The sequence below is a fragment of the Nocardia sp. NPDC050712 genome (genome assembly GCF_040654295.1).
GTDB lineage: Bacteria > Actinomycetota > Actinomycetes > Mycobacteriales > Mycobacteriaceae > Nocardia.
Genome location: NZ_JBFAHT010000002.1, coordinates 367,490 through 387,140, shown reverse-complemented (window position 1 = coordinate 387,140; position 19,651 = coordinate 367,490). Strand labels below are relative to the sequence as shown.

The 19,651-nt window shown below is 70.1% G+C and carries 21 protein-coding genes; 14 read left to right on the top strand and 7 right to left on the bottom strand.

What is annotated here, in order from left to right:
• The first annotated feature begins 11 nt into the window (after positions 1-11).
• The 6 genes from AB0H76_RS12120 to AB0H76_RS12095 all read left to right on the top strand — a co-directional run bounded on the left by AB0H76_RS12120 (position 12) and on the right by AB0H76_RS12095 (position 6,710).
• Positions 12-836, top strand: coding sequence for an alpha/beta fold hydrolase (locus AB0H76_RS12120; protein WP_357321479.1), 825 nt, complete (start codon positions 12-14; stop codon positions 834-836).
• Between the two features lie 28 nt (positions 837-864).
• Positions 865-1,665, top strand: coding sequence for an alpha/beta hydrolase (locus AB0H76_RS12115; RefSeq protein WP_357321476.1), 801 nt, complete (start codon positions 865-867; stop codon positions 1,663-1,665).
• A gap of 121 nt (positions 1,666-1,786) precedes the next feature.
• Positions 1,787-2,758 carry a helix-turn-helix domain-containing protein gene (locus AB0H76_RS12110; protein WP_357321473.1) on the top strand — a complete coding sequence of 324 codons (972 nt, stop codon included), beginning with the start codon at positions 1,787-1,789 and terminating at the stop codon, positions 2,756-2,758.
• Positions 2,759-2,899: 141 nt separating this feature from the next.
• Positions 2,900-4,213 carry an ATP-binding protein gene (locus AB0H76_RS12105; protein ID WP_357321470.1) on the top strand — a complete coding sequence of 438 codons (1,314 nt, stop codon included), beginning with the start codon at positions 2,900-2,902 and terminating at the stop codon, positions 4,211-4,213.
• A gap of 40 nt (positions 4,214-4,253) precedes the next feature.
• Complete coding sequence (locus AB0H76_RS12100) at positions 4,254-5,657, top strand: LuxR C-terminal-related transcriptional regulator (protein ID WP_357326114.1); 1,404 nt, start codon at positions 4,254-4,256, stop codon at positions 5,655-5,657.
• Positions 5,658-5,813: 156 nt separating this feature from the next.
• Entirely contained in the window at positions 5,814-6,710 is an 897-nt protein-coding gene (locus AB0H76_RS12095) for a M23 family metallopeptidase (protein WP_357321467.1), read from the top strand.
• A gap of 1 nt (position 6,711) precedes the next feature.
• Here the strand turns inward: AB0H76_RS12095 and AB0H76_RS12090 are convergent, their stop codons facing one another.
• Positions 6,712-7,122: a VOC family protein gene (locus tag AB0H76_RS12090; protein WP_357321464.1), complete on the bottom strand. Its 411-nt coding sequence runs from the start codon at positions 7,120-7,122 to the stop codon at positions 6,712-6,714.
• A 156-nt stretch (positions 7,123-7,278) separates the two neighbouring features.
• Between AB0H76_RS12090 and AB0H76_RS12085 the strand changes: the two genes are divergently transcribed.
• Complete coding sequence (locus AB0H76_RS12085) at positions 7,279-7,656, top strand: VOC family protein (protein WP_357321461.1); 378 nt, start codon at positions 7,279-7,281, stop codon at positions 7,654-7,656.
• Between the two features lie 4 nt (positions 7,657-7,660).
• Here the strand turns inward: AB0H76_RS12085 and AB0H76_RS12080 are convergent, their stop codons facing one another.
• Complete coding sequence (locus tag AB0H76_RS12080) at positions 7,661-9,058, bottom strand: MFS transporter (protein WP_357321458.1); 1,398 nt, start codon at positions 9,056-9,058, stop codon at positions 7,661-7,663.
• Positions 9,059-9,137: 79 nt separating this feature from the next.
• Here AB0H76_RS12080 and soxR point away from each other — a divergent pair, with 79 nt between their 5' ends.
• On the top strand, positions 9,138-9,629 hold the full coding sequence (soxR, locus tag AB0H76_RS12075) for a redox-sensitive transcriptional activator SoxR (protein WP_357321455.1): 492 nt from the start codon (positions 9,138-9,140) through the stop codon (positions 9,627-9,629).
• Here soxR and AB0H76_RS12070 read toward each other — a convergent pair.
• A complete protein-coding gene (locus AB0H76_RS12070) occupies positions 9,620-10,456 on the bottom strand; it encodes a formate/nitrite transporter family protein (protein ID WP_357321452.1) in 837 nt (278 codons plus the stop codon). The genes soxR and AB0H76_RS12070 overlap by 10 nt on opposite strands.
• A gap of 213 nt (positions 10,457-10,669) precedes the next feature.
• On the opposite strand from AB0H76_RS12070, the gene cynS reads away from it, so the two are divergent.
• Positions 10,670-11,119, top strand: a complete 450-nt coding sequence (gene cynS, locus AB0H76_RS12065; RefSeq protein WP_357321448.1) for a cyanase — start codon at positions 10,670-10,672, stop codon at positions 11,117-11,119.
• Here cynS and AB0H76_RS12060 read toward each other — a convergent pair.
• Positions 11,107-12,243, bottom strand: coding sequence for an aminotransferase class I/II-fold pyridoxal phosphate-dependent enzyme (locus tag AB0H76_RS12060; RefSeq protein WP_357321445.1), 1,137 nt, complete (start codon positions 12,241-12,243; stop codon positions 11,107-11,109). The two genes, cynS and AB0H76_RS12060, sit on opposite strands and share 13 nt — an antisense overlap.
• A gap of 212 nt (positions 12,244-12,455) precedes the next feature.
• On the opposite strand from AB0H76_RS12060, the gene AB0H76_RS12055 reads away from it, so the two are divergent.
• A complete protein-coding gene (locus tag AB0H76_RS12055) occupies positions 12,456-13,517 on the top strand; it encodes an NAD-dependent epimerase/dehydratase family protein (protein ID WP_357321442.1) in 1,062 nt (353 codons plus the stop codon).
• Here the strand turns inward: AB0H76_RS12055 and AB0H76_RS12050 are convergent.
• Genes AB0H76_RS12050 through AB0H76_RS12040 form a run of 3 tightly spaced genes read right to left on the bottom strand, consistent with a single transcriptional unit; the run spans position 13,489 to position 16,532 of the window.
• Entirely contained in the window at positions 13,489-14,520 is a 1,032-nt protein-coding gene (locus tag AB0H76_RS12050) for a HAMP domain-containing sensor histidine kinase (RefSeq protein WP_357321439.1), read from the bottom strand. The two genes, AB0H76_RS12055 and AB0H76_RS12050, sit on opposite strands and share 29 nt — an antisense overlap.
• The gene (locus tag AB0H76_RS12045; protein ID WP_357321436.1) at positions 14,517-15,206 is read right to left on the bottom strand and encodes a response regulator transcription factor; all 690 of its coding nucleotides are present in this window, start codon (positions 15,204-15,206) and stop codon (positions 14,517-14,519) included. Before AB0H76_RS12045 ends, AB0H76_RS12050 begins: the two co-directional genes overlap by 4 nt.
• Positions 15,207-15,212: 6 nt before the next feature.
• Complete coding sequence (locus AB0H76_RS12040; protein ID WP_357326112.1) at positions 15,213-16,532, bottom strand: hypothetical protein; 1,320 nt, start codon at positions 16,530-16,532, stop codon at positions 15,213-15,215.
• Positions 16,533-16,724: 192 nt separating this feature from the next.
• Here AB0H76_RS12040 and AB0H76_RS12035 point away from each other — a divergent pair, with 192 nt between their 5' ends.
• The 4 genes from AB0H76_RS12035 to AB0H76_RS12020 are packed head-to-tail and all read left to right on the top strand — an operon-like array spanning position 16,725 to position 19,648.
• Positions 16,725-17,381 (top strand): glycosyltransferase family 2 protein, encoded by a 657-nt coding sequence (locus tag AB0H76_RS12035; RefSeq protein WP_357321433.1) that lies wholly within the window; start codon positions 16,725-16,727, stop codon positions 17,379-17,381.
• Positions 17,378-18,046, top strand: coding sequence for a DUF2064 domain-containing protein (locus AB0H76_RS12030; RefSeq protein WP_357321430.1), 669 nt, complete (start codon positions 17,378-17,380; stop codon positions 18,044-18,046). Before AB0H76_RS12035 ends, AB0H76_RS12030 begins: the two co-directional genes overlap by 4 nt.
• Positions 18,047-18,068: 22 nt before the next feature.
• Positions 18,069-19,223 carry a molybdopterin-dependent oxidoreductase gene (locus AB0H76_RS12025; protein ID WP_357321427.1) on the top strand — a complete coding sequence of 385 codons (1,155 nt, stop codon included), beginning with the start codon at positions 18,069-18,071 and terminating at the stop codon, positions 19,221-19,223.
• On the top strand, positions 19,220-19,648 hold the full coding sequence (locus AB0H76_RS12020) for a hypothetical protein (RefSeq protein WP_357321424.1): 429 nt from the start codon (positions 19,220-19,222) through the stop codon (positions 19,646-19,648). Before AB0H76_RS12025 ends, AB0H76_RS12020 begins: the two co-directional genes overlap by 4 nt.
• Positions 19,649-19,651 lie beyond the last annotated feature (3 nt).

Genomic DNA, 19,651 nt, shown 5'->3' with positions numbered 1-19,651 from the left:
GGAGAATCATCATGAGTACAAGCACACCGCCGATCGTCCTCGTCCACGGACTCTGGATGACACCCTCGAGCTGGGACACCTGGGCCGGACGCTTCCGGGCACTGGGTCACGAGGTCATCGCTCCCGGCTGGCCGGGCATCGACAACCGCACCCCGGCCGAGGTCCGGGCGGACCCCAGCGGTCTCGAAGGTGTCGGCATCGTGCAGATCGTCGACCACTACGACGCCATCATTCGCGCCCTGCCCGAGCCGCCGATCATCATGGGGCACTCGTTCGGCGGGATCTTCACCCAGATGCTGCTCGATCGCGGCCTGGGCATCGCCGGCGTCGGCGTCGCCCCCGGCCAGCCCGCGGGCATCCTCACGCTACCGTTCTCTACGCTGCGCACGGGCTTGCCGATCCTGTCGAATCCGTTCCGCCGCGGGAAGGCGAACCCGATCTCCAAGGGCCATTTCCACTACACCTTCGGCAACGACCTCAGCCGAGCCGAGTCCGACCGCGAATGGGAGGCGAGCGCGGTCAACTCCGCCAACCGGGTGTTCTTCGAGGGCGTGCTGTCACTGCCGAAGGGGAAGTCCGGGATCACCGCCGTCGACTTCCGCAAACCCGACCGGGCGCCGCTGCTGCTGATCTCCGGCGAGATCGACCACGTCGCACCACCCGCGATTCAGAAGGCGGCCCTGCGCAAATACGCCGCGGGCACCGCGCTGGTGGAGCGCGTCGAATTTCCCGGCCGCTCCCACCGCCTGGTCAGCCAGAACGGCTGGGAGGAGATCGCGGACTACGCACTCACCTGGGCGCTCGACCACGCGACGACCCGCAACCCGCACGCCTAGTACGACACCACCGAAAGGGCGATAAATCATGTCGAAGTCACCCCGTAACCGCCGACTAGTGGCCTTGCTGGCCGCCGCCGCGATCGCCACGGGACCGGCCGTCGCCGGCACCGCGAGCGCCGCACCGGACGACCCCACCATCGTGTTGGTGCACGGCGCGTTCGCGGACGCGACCAGCTGGGACGGCGTCGCCGCCGAACTGCGCGGTCGCGGCTATCGCGTGGTCACCGTGGACAACCCGCTGCGCGGCCCCAGCAGTGACGCCCAGGTCGTGCAGCGCACCTTGGACGGCATCGACGGGCCGGTCGTGCTCGTCGGGCACTCCTACGGCGGCGCGGTCATCACCAATACCCACGATTCGAAGGTGCGGGCCAACGTCTACATCACCGCGTTCGCCCTCGCCGCGGGCGAATTCGTGCAGGGCCTGCTCAGCCCGATCCAGTTCCCCGGCAGCCAGATCCTGCCGCCCGCACTCCAGGTCCGGCCCGAAGGCGCGGGCCTGGACGGCTACATCGCCGAACCGTATTTCCACGACATCTTCGCCCCGGATGTCAGCGCCGACACCGCCGCGACCATGTTCCAGCATCAGCGGTCGGCCTCCCTGGTGGCCAACCTCGAACCCAGCGGTACGCCCTCCTGGGCCACCACACCCAGCTGGTATCTGGTTTCCAAGCAGGACAAGGTGATTCCCCCGGCATCCCAGCGGTTCATGGCCTCGCGCGCCGCACCGGGCCACACCGCGGAGATCGATGCCTCGCACGCCTCGCTGGTCTCCCAGCCGGTGCCCGTCGCCGACACCATCGAGGCGGCGGTCACCGGGACACGCTGAGCCGATCCGCGTGATCCGCGCCTGACCACACGATATCGACCGACGGCGACCTCGACCGGACCCGTGCTGGCTGTCAGAATCTGCTGACCATGTCTGCACAGCTCCACCGGTCGAGGCGACCGTGACCATAGTTTTCGACACCCGGCCGCTCCCCCCGCGCGAACGGGCCGACGCCATCTGCGATGCGATGCAGACCGCGTCGGTGCCTTCGCATGTCGAACACGAGGACCCCGCCGGCGTGGTGCACGGGGTGTTCGAGATGTGGGAATTCGGAACGGTCAGCATCTTCCGGGCCGAGATGTCCGGGATCCGGCTCCGGCGGACAGCCCGCCAGGTGCGCGCGTTCGAGGCGCCGATGCTCGCGATCGCGGTCCAGCAAACCGGCCTGGGCCGCTACGAGCAGCTCGGCGCACAGCACACCGTTCCGGTGGGCGCGCTCCATGTCATGAATCTCAACGCACCCTACGATTTCCGCTGGAGCGCCCGCGGCGCGTCGACCTGCCTGTACGTGCCGCTGGATCAGCTCGACCTGCCGGAGCACCTGATTCGCCGCGCCGCGCCGCTGGTACGTGACAGCCCGCTCTACTCGCTCGTCGCGGGGCACATCGTCGCGCTGACAACCTCGGCGGACGGGCTGAGCCCGAGTCCCGCCGCCGGGCCGGCCGGGTCCGCGAGTCTGGAACTCGTTCGCGGACTGCTACTTTCGGCGGACCGGCCGCACAGTGGCGCGGCGGTCCTTCCGGATCGGGTGCTGCTGGACCAGATCCGTGGGTACGTGCACGGGAATCTCCGGAACCCCGATCTCGACGCCGCGAGTATCGCCCGGGCCCACCATGTTTCGGTGCGCTATCTGTACAAGGTCTGCGCTGCCGCCGATGTCGGCCTGGCCCAGTGGATCATCGGGGAGCGCCTGGAGCGGATCCGGTCGGATCTGGCGCGGCCCGAGACGCGGCACCGTTCCATCGCCGCGATCGCGGCGGGGTGGGGCTTTCGCAACCAGTCCCACTTCTCCCGTCGATTCCTGCTCGCCTACGGCATGACACCCAGGCAGTGGCGGCGGCTCGCGGCCGAGGACGCGCCCGGGCCCGCCTGATCGGTGGGCGTGCACGTTGCGGCGAAAACCCGTGCACGCTCGGCACAGTCGGGCGCCCGCCAGGGCTCTATGCTGCGCGCTCCAGGACTGCGCACGGAGGGAGATTTCGATGTCCGTCAGGCGGCGATCGGGAGCGCAATCGTGACCAGCGAGTCCGAGGTTCTCGTCGGCCGCGCCGCCGAGCTGGAGAAACTGTTCGCGCTGATCACCGCCGCGCGCAACGGGATCGGCCACACGTTGCGACTGCTCGGCGATCCCGGCATCGGCAAGACCGCGCTGCTGGCCGCCGCGATCCGACGGGCCGGCGGGTTCCGCGTGCTCCGCGCGGACGGCTACGAGGTGGAGCAGGCCCTCCCCTATACCGCCGTCCAGCGGCTCCTGGCCGCGCTCGACACCGATGCCGAGGATCTGCCGGAGCGGGAACGGGAGGCGCTGAACGTCGCCATGGGGCATCGGCCCGGCCCGGTCCCCGACCGCTTCCTGGTCGGGCGCGCGCTACTGGGCCTGCTCACCCTGACCGCGCGCGAGCGGCCGGTGCTGTGCGTCATCGACGACGCGCAGTGGGTGGACCGGGAATCCTTGGACGCCCTGGGTTTCGCGGCGCGCCGGATGCACGCGGACGCGGTGCTGGTGCTGTTCGCCTCCCGCCCGGACGCCGAGGTGGACGTGCATCTCGGCGGCGTCGCCGTCCGGGAGGTGCCGGAGCTCGATCGCACGGCGGCCGTCGAATTGCTCACCGATCGGCTGGGCGTCGCCTTCGACCCGCGCATCGCCGCGGGCATCGTGGACGCGGTCGGCGGAAACCCGCTGGCCTTGACCGACCTCGCACATGATCTCGGCACGCGTCGGCTGTCGGATTCGTCGTTCCTACCCTCCACCGTCGGTGCCGGTCGCCGGCTGGAGCAGCATTATCAACGGCAGGTCCGGGCCTTACCCGCGGCTACACAGCAGTGGTTGCTGGTGGCGGCCGCCGAATCCATCGGAGATCTCCGGCTGATCGATCGCGCGGTGCACACGCTCGGCCTCGCCGAAAGCGCGGGCGAATCGGCCGATTCCGCGGGGCTGGTGATCATCGAGGGCACGGTGCGGTTCCGGCACCCGCTGGTGCGCGCCGCCATCTACGGTGCGGCGCCGGCCGCCGGCCGCCGACCGGCGACGCGTGCACGCCGCGCTGGCGCGGGCGGCCGCGGCCCTCGACCTGCGGGATGTGGAAGCCTGGCATGCCGCCGAGGCCGCGGCGCGACCCGACGACCGGGTGGCGGCGCGCTTGGCGGAGGCGGCCGAGCGGGCAGCGCGGCGCGGCGGCCTGATCTCCCAGGCGAGTCTGCTGAGCCGCGCGGCGGACCTCAGCGTGCATCCCGCCGACCGGCACGAACGCCTGCTCGGCGCGGCCGAATCGGCCGCCGAGGCCGGGGCCGGTCAGTTCGCGTTGAATCTGCTGGCGCGGGCCGGTGACTCCGGCAACCCCGATCCGGTGCTGGCGGGACGGCAGCTGATGCTGCGCGCGTCGCTGGCGACATTCCTGGCGCAGGGCGATGTCCTGCCCTACGCGGCCGCGCATCTCGCGGACGCGGCCGACCTCTTTCACGGAGTGGACCCGCAACGCGAGCAACTCGCGCTGCTGCGGGCCTTCGATGTCGCGCAGGTCGTCGAAAGACTCATGCTCGCCACCACCGTGACCGAACTCGGGCAGCGGATGCGCAGTGCCGCCGCGGGTGACGACGGAGTCTTCGGCATCGTGCTCACCGGCCTGTCCGCGCTGATCCTGGAACCGTATGCCGAGGCGATCGGGCCTATGCGCGCCGCGGTCGCGGCCATGGCCGCGCTGGACGATTCGCGCATCCTGCTGTTCGGCACCGCCGGGGTCGCCCTGACCACGGCTTTGTGGGACGAGCGCGCCCGAGACCGGCACCTCGAGCAGAGCGAGCAGATGGCGGTCACGAGTGGCGCGCTGAAGGCGCTGGATACGTATCTGTGGATGCGGTCGCTGACCGATCTGGACCGCGCCGATGTGGTGTCGGCGGGCCGGGTGCTCGAGCGGGTGCGCGAAACCCGCCGCGCCATGGGATATCCCGCCGAGCATGTCATCAACAGCCCCTACCTGGCGTGGACGGGCGAGTCCCGCGAACTGGTCGAGCAGATCGCGGAGGCGACCCTCGCCGCCGGGTTCGCCGGGGTGAACACCGCCGCCGTGCACGCACTCGCCGGGCGCGATCTCGCCGAGGGGCGCTACGAGGCGGCCTACGCCGAGTTGACGATGTCACAGCAGTACGCGTTCCTCCAGGTGCGGGCCCGCCACCTGCCGGACTTCGTCGAAGCCGCCGTCCGCAGTGGACATCTCGCCGAGGCCCGCCGAGCCACCGAGGAACTGACCCGCATCGCCACTGCCAACCAGGCGCCGTGGGCGCTGGGCATCAGCGCCCGATGCTTGGCTCTGATCGACGAAACCGCTTCGGCCGAACGCTATTTCGCATCCGCGCTGGAGCTGCTCGCGACCACGGATACGCCGGGCGATCTGGATCGCACCCACCTGCTGTACGGCGAATGGCTACGCCGCCGCCGGCGGCGCAACGACGCGGGTAGCCAATTACAGCGCGCCCGTGCGGGATTCCTCCGCGCGGGCGCGACCGCCTTCGCCGAACGCGCCCGGCGCGAACTCGCCGCCCTCGGCGAGCAGTCCGCACCGCTCGCCGAGCCGACGCCGTGGGCGCGGCTGACGGTCCAGGAATCCCAGGTCGCCACCCTTGCCGCGGCCGGCGGCACCAATGCCGAGATCGCCGCCACCCTGTTCGTCAGTCCCAACACCGTCGACTATCACCTGCGAAAGGTGTTCCGGAAGCTGGGCATTTCGTCGCGTCGGCAATTGCGGGAGCACCGGCCGGTGACCGATCCGGCCTGAGCGCGCCGCTGACGCTTCCGGTCGGCCTCGCCGGAACACGCCACGACACGGCTACGGGCCGGTACAGTTTCTGTCACGGCCTAAGCACCGGTGCGTTACCTTTCGCGGTAAGCCCAAAGCGGCGGCGGCCCACCATGTTCGACGCTAGGACCAGCTATGCCGCAGCACCGTGTCACTCCCGGTTCCCTGTCCGTTCAGGATCTACTCGGCGATCTGGGCGGTGATCAACCAGCCAGCCATCGCGCCGATACCGGTCGATTCAGGGTCGCCGCGGGCACTGCCGTCGCGGCGGGGGCGCTGCTCGGCACCGTCGCCCAGATGTCGCCCGCCACCGCGGCCGCCGCGCCGTTGCCGCCGACGGATCAGGGCGTCGAGAATCCCCTGGACGCGGGTCTGCGGTGGTTGTCCTCCCTCGCTCCGGCCCTGCCGCCGGCCCCGGCTCCCGCACCGGTGGTCGCCGAGCAACCCGCGCCGGAGATCGCCGAGCCGCAACCGGCGCCCGCGCCCGACCCGGCGGCGCCGTTCGGATTCGCCGGGCTCCCCGCGGAGATCGCGGTGCCCCTGGCCCAGGCCGAACAGATCGTCAAGAACCTGCACCAGCAGGCCACGCCCCTGATCGCACCCCCGGCCGCCGCGGCGCCGTCCGCACCCGCGGTACTGCCGGTCGGCGGCCAGATCAGCTCCGAATTCGGCAGCCGCTGGGGCGGATTCCACTACGGCGTCGACATCGCCGACGCGCTCGGCACCCCCATCCACTCCGCGATGGGCGGCACCGTCATCGAAGCCGGCCCGGCCTCCGGCTTCGGCCAGTGGGTGCGCGTGCAGCAGGACGACGGAACCATCGCGGTCTACGGCCACGTCAACGACTACTACGTGCACGCCGGTCAGCGCGTCGAGGCCGGTGAGGTGATCGCCTCGGTCGGCAGCCGCGGCCAGTCCACCGGCCCGCACCTGCACCTCGAGATCTGGGACGAGGACGGCGACAAGATCGACCCCGTCACCTGGCTCGCCGCCAACGGCGTTGCCGCCCACCAGCATTGGGGCGACGACTGACCTATCGAGGGCGCGTCCCCAGATCCTGGGAGACGCGCAGCAGATAGCCGTCCGGATCTTGCACGGCGAATTGGCGCACACCGACAGCGTCGGTCGCACGGTCGTACCACCGTTCCTCCAACGGCAGATACAGCTCCCTGCCGGTGGCGCGAACAGCCGCGTGCACCTGACCGACGTCATCCACATCGATGGTGAGGTTGATACCTCGCCCATACGGATGGACCAATTCCACACGGGGATAAAGCCGATCGTGACGCAGCGGCTGTTCCAGCATGAGTTCGGCCCCCTCGCGTTCGAGATAGGCGAACCGTTCGAGCGGGCGCTCGTAGCGAACCCGGAATCCCAGCACTCGATAGAAGGCCAGGCTGGCGGGGAGATCGGAACAGATCAGTTCGGGGATCAGCCGAGACACTCGACTCCCTTCAGTGTGGGACATGGCCCGAATTGCGAGTAATTGCACTGTGTTTCGGAGTGACCGGCCGTTGTGAGCGCTGCGGCGGCCCCGCCACCGTGGTACGAATGGTAGCGACCTCGGGAGCAGCGGGGCGCGAACTCGGCAGGGGGAAGTATGGCCGTGATAGCTAGATTTGGCGCGATTTCTCTGGACAGTAAAGACCCGCATCGGCTCGGGCAGTTCTATCGCGACCTCTTGGATTTCAGTGTCCGGTACGAATCCGATGACTTGGTGATCCTGCGGGGCGACGGCGTGACGCTGACGGTCGAGCTGGTGCCGGATCACACGCCGCCGGATTGGCCCGGCAATCAGGTACCCAAGCAGATGCATCTCGATCTCTTCGTCGCCGATCTCGATCACGCCGAACAGGCGGCGATCGAGATCGGCGCGGTCAAAGCGGATTTCCAGCCCGCACCCGATCGCTGGCGGGTACTCCTGGATCCGGCAGGGCATCCGTTCTGCATCACGGTCCCGCCCAGTACCGGCACCTGAGTTTCTACGCCCGATCACGCGTCGCCAGCACGGCGGTCACCGCACCCAGGGCGGTGAGCACCGCGATACCGATGGCCATCCAGCGCGCCGAATCGACCATGGAGCCCTCGCCGATCCTGATCAGCGTGCCGGCGATCGCCGCGCACACCGCGTAGGTGATCAGCTGCGTGGTGTTCAAGGCGGCAGCGGCCTTGGCGCCCTCCGCCGCCTCCTCGGTGCTCCGCATGGCCGCCACGCTCAGATGCGGGAAGGCCAGGCCGATACCGGTGCCCGCGACGAACAGCGCGAGAGCCCACAGGATGACCCGCGGGCCCGACGCCGCGTCGGCTTGGAGCAGACCGTAGGTCAGGAGCCCGCCGGTGAGCAGAACGGGCGCGACCCGCACCGCCCGGCGCGCACCCGGCGCGGCGAGCCCCACGCTGACGACCTGGGCCGCCACCCAGCCGATCGAGAGCGCCGCGCCCAGCAGGCCCGCGATCAGCGGCGAGAGCCCGCCGAGCTGCTGACCGAACAGCGGAATGAAGTTCTCGGTCATCACGCCCGCGCACAGCGCGGCGACGGTCAGGTAGACCCATTTCAGCGAACCGCCGCGCCGGTAGGTCAGCTTGGGCAGCACACTGCGCGGCCCCTTGGCCTCGATCACCAGGAACGCGGCGAGGAGCAGCACACCCACGCCCAGCGCGAGCGCCGTGGGCACACCCGGCGACACCGTGGAGCTCAGACTGAATGCCGCGGCCGCCAGCGTGAGCAGTACGAGCGAGACCACCGGCAGCGGAGTCCGATCGGGCGCGGCGCCGGCGCCGCGCGGCAGCGCCCGCCGCGTGAGCAGGGCCAGCACCACCGCGACCACCAGCAGCAGCACATAGGCCCACCGCCACGCGCCGAGCTCGGCGAAGACCCCGCCCGAGGCCGGGCCGATCAGCGTCCCGACACCCCACATGGCCGACACCAGTCCGGCGGCGCGGGCCCAGAGACGTTCCGGCAGTGCGGTTCTGATGACGGCATAGCCGAGCCCGGCGAGTAGTCCGCCGCCGAAGCCCTGGACCACCCGGCCCGCGATGAGCAACTCCATGGTCGGGCTCAGCGCGTTGATCGCCGCGCCGGCGGCGAACACCAGGAACGCCGTCAGGTAGGCGGTCGCGGCGCCCCAGGACCCGAGGATCCGGCTGACCAGCATGGACGCGATCACCGCCGCCATGAGGAACCCCGTGGCGACCCAGGCGTAGTACCGGTCCCCGCCGATCTCGTCGACGATCGAGGGCATCAGCGCGGCGGTGAAGTACAGGTTCATCGCATACAGCGCGACGCCGCCCGCGAGGATCAGCACCGTCGCGAGCTGCGGTCCGGAAAACAGTTCCGACCACCGGCCGGCGCCGGTGGCGGGCGCATTCGGCGCTGTCACAGCACTATTCGAGGAGGTTGCAGTCACAATGAACTACCGTAAAACTTAAAGCACTATTGAAGTCAACCGAGAGATTCGCATGAAACAGACGCCGACCGATCTGCTCACCATCGGCGATCTCGCCAAGCGCGCGGGCGTGGCGACCTCGGCGGTGCGCTTCTACGAGGACCAGGGCTTGATCTCCTCGATCCGCACCTCGGGCAATCAGCGGCGCTATCCCCGGCACGTCTTACGTCGGCTCTCGCTGGTGCTGTTCGCGAAACGGCTCGGCATCCCGCTCGCCGAGGTGGCCGAGGTCTTCGCGAGCCTGCCCGAGGACCACATGCCGAGCAAGCGCGACTGGGATCGCATTTCCCGGCGCTGGCGCGACCACCTCGAGGCGCGGCGCCGGGAAATCGAACAGCTGCAACGCGAGCTCACCGACTGCATCGGCTGCGGTTGCCTCTCCCTGCGCCGCTGCTACGTCCTGAACCCGAGCGACAGTCTCGCCGAGAACGGCGCCGGCCCGCAGCGGCTGCTGCACCCCGAGACATCCGGCGAGAACGGCGGGCAGACAACGACTTACGGCTGAGTCGACGGCACCGGTTCCCGCGCCTGGCGCTCGGCAGCGGTCCGGCCGTGCGTCGTGTAGAGCGTCAGGCCGACAAAGGTCAGCCCGCCGACGAGATTGCCCAGCACCGTGGGGATCTCGTTCCAGAGCAGGTAGTCCGCGATCGAGAAGTCACCGCCGAGCAGCAGCCCGGAGGGGAACAAGAACATGTTGACGATGGAATGCTCGAATCCCATGTAGAAGAACAGCATGATCGGCATCCACATGGCGATCACCTTGCCCGACACCGACGTCGACATCATGGCGGCGACCACGCCGGTCGAGACCATCCAATTGCACAGCACCGCACGGATGAACAGGGTCAGCATGCCCGAGGCGCCGTACTCCGCGTAGCCGAGCGTGCGCGCCTCGCCGATCGCGCCGAGCTTCTGCCCGACCTCGTTCGGATCCATGGCGAACCCCGTGGTCACGATGATCGCGATCATGACCGCCACGGTGAACGCTCCGGCGAAGTTGCCCAGGAACACCAGGCCCCAATTGCGCAGCATGGCCCGCAGATTCACACCGGGCCGCTTGTCTATCCAGGCCAGCGGCACCAGGGTGAACACTCCGGTGAGCAGGTCGAAGCCGAGCAGATACAGCAGGCAGAAGCCGACCGGGAATAGCACCGCACCGAGCAGCGGTTCCCCGGTCTGGACGGTGATGGTGACGGCGAACGCGGCGGCCAGCGCGAGGATCGCACCGGCCATGTAGGCGCGAATCACGGTGTCCCGGGTGGACATCAGCGCCTTGTCCTGTCCGGCGTCCACCATCTTGACGACGAACTCCGAGGGTTTGAGATACGACATGCGTGTCCTTCGATCGGGGCGGGAATACGCCGATTCTGGACACCGGTTGTTGCTCCGCCATGACCGCGCGGACGCCCGAATGTTTCCCGAACCTCACAGTGCGGCAAGAACTCCCAGGTCGCCGCAGGCATCGTGAACAGTATGTTTCCGATAGTGGTATACCACTGCCGCTGTGGCAGGGTGGCGGAGTTCGCACCGAGACAGGAGATTTCGATGACACCGATCATGAGCAAGACCGAGGCGGCCGGACTCGTGGACGCGGCGCGCATCCGCGGCGGCCACACCTGGGCCGAACTCGCGACGGCCATCGACGCGCCGCTGGTCTGGGCCACGGCCGCACTGCTCGGGCGCCATCCGCTCACCGCCGAGCAGGCCGCGACCCTCTGCGCACTGCTCGAACTGGACGACACCGTCGCCGAGGCACTGCGCCAGCAGCCCGCCCGCATCGCCGATCCCGCGATCATGACCGACCCGACCGTGTACCGCTTCGTGGAGGCCGTCAACGTCTACGGCCCCGCGCTCAAGGCCCTCATCCACGAGGAGTTCGGGGACGGCATCATGAGCGCCATCAATTTCACCGTCGACATCAGCCGGCGCCCCGACCCGGACGGCGACCGGGTCGTGGTCACCTTCGACGGCAAGTTCCTCGATTACCGCTGGTGAGCGAGCAGCATCGTGGTGGCCGCACACGCGGCGACCAGGCGGGTGACTTCGTCGTCGGTGAGACCCGCGTGCAGGGATAGCCGGATCAGGGTGCGATCGTCGGGCGTCGCGGGCGGCGCGAAGACGGAACCGAGGACGCCGTGGCTCTCCAGGACGTCGCGCACCGCGAAGGCGTGGGCGGCGGGCCCGGTGTGCAGCGAGACGATCTGACTGCTGGAATCCTCGAGGTCGAAGTCCAGCGCGGTGAGAGCGGATCGGACAGTCGCGGCGATCTCGCGCAGTCGACTCCGGCGGTCATCAGCGGCCCGAATGAGGTCCAGGGTCACGGCCAGACCCGCGATATCGTGCGGGCCGACCGTGGTCGAGAAGATCGCGGGGTGGGATTCGGAGCGGAAGTAGTCGCCGAACCGCGGGTCGCTCGTCGCGACGAACCCGGCGCGTCCGACGAAGGCTTTGGCCAGGCTGGCGGTGCGGAAGCAGACTCGATCGGTCAATCCGGAGGCGGCGACGAGGCCCGCACCGTGCGCGCCCTCGACACCGAGCGCGTGCGATTCGTCGACGACCAGCAGACTTCCGGTCGATTCCGCGAGCTCGCACAGCCGCACCAGCGGGCTGCGGCTCCCCGAAGTGCTGTAAATCGCGTCCACGGCGATGATTCCGGGACCGTTCCGGTGGATCAGTTCGGCGAGGTCACCGGAATCGTTGTGCCGGAACGGGTGCAACGGCGCGCCTGCCATTCGCGCTCCCTGCCACAGCGACGCGTGGGCGGCGCGATCCGGGTAGACGGGTGTCGAGCGATCGGAAAGTACCTGTAACAGACCGACATTGGCTTCCCAGCCGGACTGGCACAGTATCCCGGCGGCCGCACCCATGTGCCGGGCCAGCGCCGTCTCCAGCACCGGCCGCGTTGCCTGACCGCACGACACGGTCAGCGCCGCGCCCATCGCCGCGGCGATCCGGGCATCACCCGCCAGCGCCAGATAGTCGTTGCTGCACACCGCGACGTCGCCCGGACCCGGTGCGCGCGAGCGCAGCAGATCGCGCCCGCCCCATGCGCCCCGTAACCGGTCCACCTCGAACCGATCGATCCGGGAGCGCACTCGATCGGCGACGGTCACCGGCATACCGGCCTCCTGCCTCTTCCGGAACATTGTCACTACCAGCATTGCCCAGAATCCGACCGGCAAATATTACCGATCGGTGACCGATCCCGAATTCTCCCGGCAAATGTGACCGAATTCTTACGGACCCGATAATCGGCCGCCCAACGGCTGCGAATTCGATTGCGGCGGGCCAGAATCACGACCATGACTGCACTCTCGACTTCGGTTCTGTGATGCGCGTCCTGCTGACCGGCGCGGCCGGATTCATCGGTTCCCATATCCGGCGCGCGCTCGAGCACGGCGGCCACGAGGTGGTCGCGATCGACCTCATGCTGGCCGCGGCACACGGTCACGAGGCCGACCTCCCGGACGGGGTCGACCTGGTGGACGTGCGCGACCCCGAAGCGCTGGACGCGTGCCTGCGCGGCGTCGACGCGGTGTGCCACCAGGCGGCCGTGGTCGGCGCGGGTGTCAGCGCCCAGGACGCGCCCGCCTACGCCAGCCACAACGATTTCGGCACGGCGGTGCTGCTCGCCGCCATGGATCGGGCCCGGTGCCGGCGCCTGGTGCTCGCCTCGTCCATGGTCGTCTACGGCGAAGGGCGCTACCGCGCCGGTGCTGCCACGGTATCGGCGCCACCAACGCGCATTCGCGCCGACCTCGACGCGGGCCTGTTCGACCATCTCGACCCCGCGACGGGCGAACCGCTGGACTGGGCGCCGGTCGACGAGGCCGCGCCGCTGCGGCCGCGCAGCCTGTACGCCGCCAGCAAGGTCGCCCAGGAGCATTACGCCGCCGCGTGGGCGACCGCGACCGATTCGGCGGTGATCGCGTTGCGCTACCACAACGTCTACGGCCCGGATATGCCGCGCGACACTCCGTACTCGGGTGTGGCCGCGATCTTCCGGTCGGCGCTCGCGGCGGGCGTGGCGCCCCGGGTCTTCGAAGACGGCGGGCAGATGCGCGATTTCGTGCACGTCAGCGATATCGCGGCGGCGAACGTGGCCGCGCTGGAGTCCTCGCGGCCGGGCTTCCTCGCGCTGAATATCGCCTCCGGACAGCCGATCAGCATCGCCGAGGTCGCCCGGATCATCAGCGCGGCGCACGGTGGCCCGGCTCCCCTGGTGACGGGCGACTACCGCGCCGGTGACGTCCGGCATATCGTGGCCAGCCCCGAGAACGCCAGGCGGCTACTGGATTTCCACGCGGCGGTCACCCCGGCGGCAGGGCTCACCGAGTTCGCCATGGCACCGTTGCGGGCCTCGGTCAGTGCTGGTGCGCCGACCTGGCGGTGACCAGCGGCAACCGGATCTCGAAGCAGGCGCCGGGATCGCGATTGGCCACCGTGATCTGACCGTCGTGCGCCGTGACCAGGCCCGCCGCGATCGCCAATCCCATGCCGCCGCCCGCGGTTTCGCCCATCGACCGGGCCGCGGTGCCGCGGTACCCGACCTCGAAGATGCGCGGCAGGTCCGCCTCGGCGATGCCCGGCCCGGTGTCCTCGACCCGGGTCCAGGCCTGCCCGCCGGCGGTACCGGCCGAGATCTCGATCCGCCCGCCGGGCGGGGTGTGCGCGATGGCGTTGGCCACCAGATTGGTCAGCACCCGGGTCAGCGCCTGATCGCTGCCCGCCACGGGAATGGCCGAGTTCGGCTGGCGGGCTTGCAGGTTCAGGTGTGCGCGATGGGCCGCGGGCTGGTTGGCGGCCAGCACGTCGTCGATGAGTTCGCGCAGGTCCAGGGGTTCCAGGGTCAGCCGCAGCGCGCCCGCGTTGATCTTCGACATCTCGAACAGGTCGTCCACCATGCCGGAGAGCCGATGGGTTTCGCGCACGATCTGGCGCGCGTAGCGCTCGATATCGGTGGGCTCGCGCACCACTCGATCGGCCAGGGCCTCCCCCATCGCCCGAATTCCCGCCAGCGGGGTGCGTAGATCGTGACTGATCCAGGCCACCAGTTCGCGGCGGGAGTGTTCGGCGGCGCGCTCCTGCTCGCGCATCTGCTTCTCCCACACCATCTGCCGGGCCTGGGCCCGCCCGAGCACGACCGCGGCCGGCACGGTCACCGCCATGACCACGGCGAGCACGATCGCGATGCGGGTCAGCTCGTCGCTGAACATCAAGCCACTGACCGCGACGAAGCCGCTGAGCGTGGCGATCGCCGGAATCAGCACCAGGACAACGGTGTTCGTTTTCAGCGCGTGATTATGTAGTAGCCGGAGCGCGAGTGCGCCCAGCACCACCACCGGCACCGATCCGAGCAGCGCGTAGCCGATCAGACCGCCCAGCTCGGCCGTCACGCGCCGGCTCCCTTCGCGGTGACCCGGCCCCAGGCGTAGCCGTGACCCCAGACCGTGTCGATGCCGTGCGCCGCGCCGAGTTTCGCGCGCAGCCGCTTGATGTGCACGGTGACGGTGGATTGGTCACCGAAGTTCCAGCCCCACACCTGGGCGAGCAGTTCCGAACGGCTGAACACCCGCTGCTGGTTGGCGAGCAGGAAAGCCAGGAGATCGAATTCGCGGGCGGTCAGCTCGACCGGGACGCCGTCCACCCGCGCGGTGCGGGCGCCGGGGTGCACTTCGATGGCGCCGCTGCGCAATACCGGCTGGGCGCCGGCGGCGGGCTGGCGGATGCGGCGCAGGACCGCCGCCACCCGCAGCGCCAGTTCGCGGGGGCTGAAGGGTTTGGTGAGGTAATCGTCGGCGCCCGCGCTCAACCCGATCACCCGGTCCTCTTCCTCGCCGAGCGCGGTCAGCAGGATGATCGCGACATCCTGGTCGACCGCGCGGACGGTGCGGCACAGCTCGATGCCGTCCGGCGGCGGCATCATCACATCGAGCACCGCCAGGTCCAGGTCGTGTTTCGCGAGGGCTTTCGCCGCGGTGGGCCCGTCGGCGGCCTCCACGACGGTGAGTCCGTCCCGTTCCAGGTAGCGCCGGACCACCTCTCGGACCACCGGATCGTCGTCGGCGATGAGCACGCGCATCAGATTTCACCAATTCGTCAGGACGAGATGGACAAGGAGCAGTGTGCCCACCGCCTGCACCGTCAGCCAACCCGGTACGGTCCGGCGCGGCAGCAGCGCGGTCGCGGCAAGTATCCAGATGTCGAACGGCAGCCAGATCCGTTCGGTCTCGGCCTTGCTGAGCAGGCTCAGGTCGGCCACGACGATAGCGGCGAGCCCGGCGGTGGCGAGCAGTGCGGCCGGGTCCACGCGCGCGCGCCACTCCGCCAGTGCCACGGCCGGTTTCGTGCGAATCTCCAGGAACGACGGAACGGCCAGCGCACCGGGCAGCCGGTGCAGGGCACCGGCACTCGCCAGCCCGATGACGCAGACGGTGGCGGCGAGATTACCCCACACCCAGTATTCGACCGGGCGTGTGGTCGCGATGCCCTGGTAGTACCGCTGCACCACCAGGTGATAGCCGTCGAGCCACCAGAACCCGGACACGGTGAACGCCGCGACCACGGCCACGACGCCCGCGAGCGCGGGCAGCGCGGGTCGATACCCCCGGGCCAGCAGCACGGCGGCCACCGGGATCCCCATCAGGACCAGGCCGTAGTTGAGGTAGAGCCCGAAGCCGAACAGCAGGCCGGCGGCGAAGGCGCACAGCGCCGTCCGCGGTTCCCCGGGCCGCAGCGCCAGCGCCAGCAGCGCGACCGCCCAGGCGGTGACGCCGGCGAAGAACGCGTCCGCGGAGACCGCCAGCCAGACGGCCGCGGGCGCCAGCGCGAGGAACGGCGCGGCGGCCCGAGCCCGATCCTCGGAGCCCAGTGCCCGGATCGCGACGACCACGGCCACCGCCGCGCTGGTGCCGACCAGCACGCAGACCAGCGCGGCCCACACCCCACCGCCGAGCCCGATCCGGTCCAGCCAGACGAAGGTGAGCAAGGCGCCCGGCGGATGCCCCGACACGTGCGTGGTCCAGGAATCGGGCTGGTAGTCCAGGATTCGGCCGGAGAAGCCGCGCAGCATGGCGCCGATATCGACGACGCCGGGCACCTCGTACAGGTACTCGTGCGAAGTGGTCAGGCGGCGGGCGAACCCGCGCTCCCAGCCGTCCACCATGGCGAGGGCGAACGCCCACAGCGCCGCCACCGCCCAGGTCGCACCGAGCAGCCGCCGCCACGGCCAGGTCTCGGCCAGCCGCGGGCCGTAGCGCACCACCGCTATCGCCAGCACGACGGCGGGCCCGGTCCCCCAGCCGAGGTGCGGAACCCAGCTGCCGAAGATCGGCGCGGCCGCCGCGTACACGCGGTCACGCCAGTGGGCGCTCGCCGCCAGCGGCACGACGATCGCCGCGGCGATCAGTAGCGCCGCGGCGGCGGCGCAATACACATCACGGCGGGCCAGGTCGCGACGGCCCGCGATCAAGACAGACGAATTCGACACTATTGCACCGTAAACGCGCGCGCGATTCTCGTCCGCACCATTGTTTCGACGTCATACTTTCGTCACCGATTTCAACGGCCGATTCGCACCGGGCCGCCTTACGGTCAATGGGTGACCGAAGGCAAATACCGCGTTACCGTCGTTATCCCCTGCCGCAACGAGGCCGGCGCGCTGCCCGGCGTGCTCGCGGCGGTGCCCGCCGATTACCGGGTGATCGTGGTGGACAACGGCTCCACCGACGACACCGCGGCGGTGGCCGCGGCCGCGGGCGCGAGAGTCATCCGGGAGAGCACACCGGGCTACGGCTCGGCCGTGCACGCCGGCGTCCGCGCCGCGGACACCGATCTGGTGGCGGTGCTCGACGGTGACGGATCGATGGATCCCGCCGAATTGCCCACCCTGGTCACTGATCTCGCGCCCGGCGTGACCATGGTCGCGGGCCGTCGCCGGCCCCTGCCCGGTGCGATGCCGTGGCACGCCCGCGCCGGGAACTGGGTGCTCACCTCCTGGCTGCGGCGGCGCTACCGGCTCGAGATGCGGGACCTGGCCGCCATGCGCGTCATCCGGCGGCCCGCGCTGCTGGAGCTGGGCCCGTTGCATCCCCGGTCCGGCTATCCGCTCGCCCTGCTGGCCCGCGCCGCCGAAGCCGGCTGGCAGGTCCGCGAGCGCGATGTCACCTACGCGCCCCGAACCCATGGCGTGTCCAAGGTTTCCGGTTCAGTACGCGGCACCTTCCGCGCCGCCCGCGATTTCTGGAGCGTTCGATGATCCCCTGTACCGTCCTGGTCGTCGCGAAGGCGCCGATTCCCGGCTTCGCCAAGACCAGGCTGACCCCGCCCCTGACGCCGGCCGAGGCCGCCGACCTGGCCGCCGCCGCCCTGCTGGATACCCTGACCGCGGTCCGGGACAGCACCGCCCAGCACGTCGTGGTGGCCTGGACCGGGGAGCTGACCCGCGCGGCCCGGGCCGCCGAATTGGACGCGGCCCTGCAGGATTTCGAGGTGTTCGCCCAGCGCGGCACCGACTTCGGGCAGCGACTGGCCTGCGCGCACGCCGACGCGGCGCGGGCCGGCCTGCCGGTCCTGCAGATCGGCATGGACACCCCGCAGGCCGACGCCGCCCTGCTGGCCGCGTCGGCGCGGCAGTTGCTCGACTGCGGGGAGACCGTGCTCGGCCCGGCGACCGACGGCGGCTGGTGGGCCCTCGGCCTCACCGACCCCCAGGCCGCCCGGCTGCTCGCCGACGTGCCGATGTCCACCGACCGCACCGGCGAGCTGACCCGATCGGCCTTGCAGGACAACGGCTATGCCGTGCACCTGCTGCCCGTGCTGACCGATGTCGACCATGTCTGCGACATCGCCCCGGTGGCGGCGCACAGCACCGGCCGGTTCGCGGCAGCCGCGGCCCGGCTCACGACCGGGGCCCTGCGATGACCGAGGAAACCCGGGTCGGGCGATGAGCACCGAGACACCCGAATCGGATCTGCTACTTCCGAAGTCGCTCAGCGATCACCTCTCCCCCGGGCGCTCACCCGCCGTGGCCGCCCGGGTCGGTATCGCGCTCGGTCTCGCCATCGCCGTCTGCTTCGGCACCGGCGTGCTCAGCCACTGGATCCAGCATCCACCCTCCTGGTTCTGGTGGCCCGCCCATCCCGTGTGGCTCTATCGGTTAACCCAAGGGGCGCATGTCATTTCGGGCGTGGTGGCGATACCGCTACTGCTGGTCAAACTGTGGTCGGTGTTCCCGCGCCTGTTCGCCCGGCCGCTGCTCGGCAATCCGATCCGGATGCTGGAGCGCGGATCCATCGCGGTGCTGGTGGGTTCGGTCTTCTTTCAGCTGGTGACCGGATTGTTCAATACCGCCCAGCTCTACCTGTGGCGATTTTTCTTCCCGGCCGCGCACTATGCGATGGCCTATGTCGCGTTCGGCGCGCTCGCGGTGCACCTGGCGGTGAAGCTGCCGGTCATCCGGACGGCCTTGTCGCGGCCGCTCGCCGCCGAACCGCCCAGGGCACACGCGATCTCGCGGCGGCTGGTGCTCGGCGCGGCGGCGGCCGCGGCCGGAGTCGCCGGGCTGGCCATCGCCGGGCAGACCGTCACACCGCTGCGCCGGCTGTCGGTACTCGCCCCGCGCAGCGGCGCTGGGCCACAGGGACTTCCGGTGAATCGGACCGCCGCGGCGGCGGGCGTCACCGAACGCGTCCGCGACGCCGCCTATCGACTGACCGTGACCGTCGGTGACCGCACCCGCGCATTCACCCGCGCCGAGCTCGCGGCGCTCCCCCAGACCACCTCGATCCTGCCGATCGCGTGTGTCGAAGGCTGGAGCGCGACCGCGGAGTGGACCGGCGTGCGGGTCCGCGACCTGCTCGCGGCGGTCGGCGAATATCCCGGTGGTGACCTGCGTTTCGGGTCACTGGAGCAGGCCGGGCTCTACGGCCGCTCCGTGTTGCCGCAAACCCACGTCCTCGACGATTCGACCTTGGTCGCCCTGCGGCTCAACGGCGCGGATCTCGATATCGATCACGGCTACCCGTGCCGGCTGATCGCACCGAGCCGGCCGGGCGTGCTGCAGACCAAATGGCTTTCGACCATCGAGGTGCGCGCATGACTGCGATCCGGGTGTTGCTGGCGTTGTCCGGGCTCGGGCTCGCCTGGTACGGCATCGACCTGTTCCTGGACTTCACCACGACGGACCTGATCTCGGTCGCCTTCTGGTTCGCCGGTGGAATCCTGTTGCACGACGCGGTCTTCGCGCCGCTCTGCGCGGCCGTCGGACTCGCGGCGCATCGACTGCTGCCCGAGTCGTGGTGGGGTCCGGCGCTGGTGGGCACGGTCTGCACCGTCACCCTGCTCGCGCTCGCGGTGCCGGTGCTCGGCCGCGCCGGCGATGCCGCCAATCCGACTGTGCTGGATCGCAATTACGGTCTCGGCCTGGTGCTGGCCATCGCCGTGGTCTGGATACTGGTCGGCCTCGCTGTCGTCGTCTCTCGCCGTTTCCGGGCGGCGGAACCCGACGACTCCGCGCAGGCCTGAGGC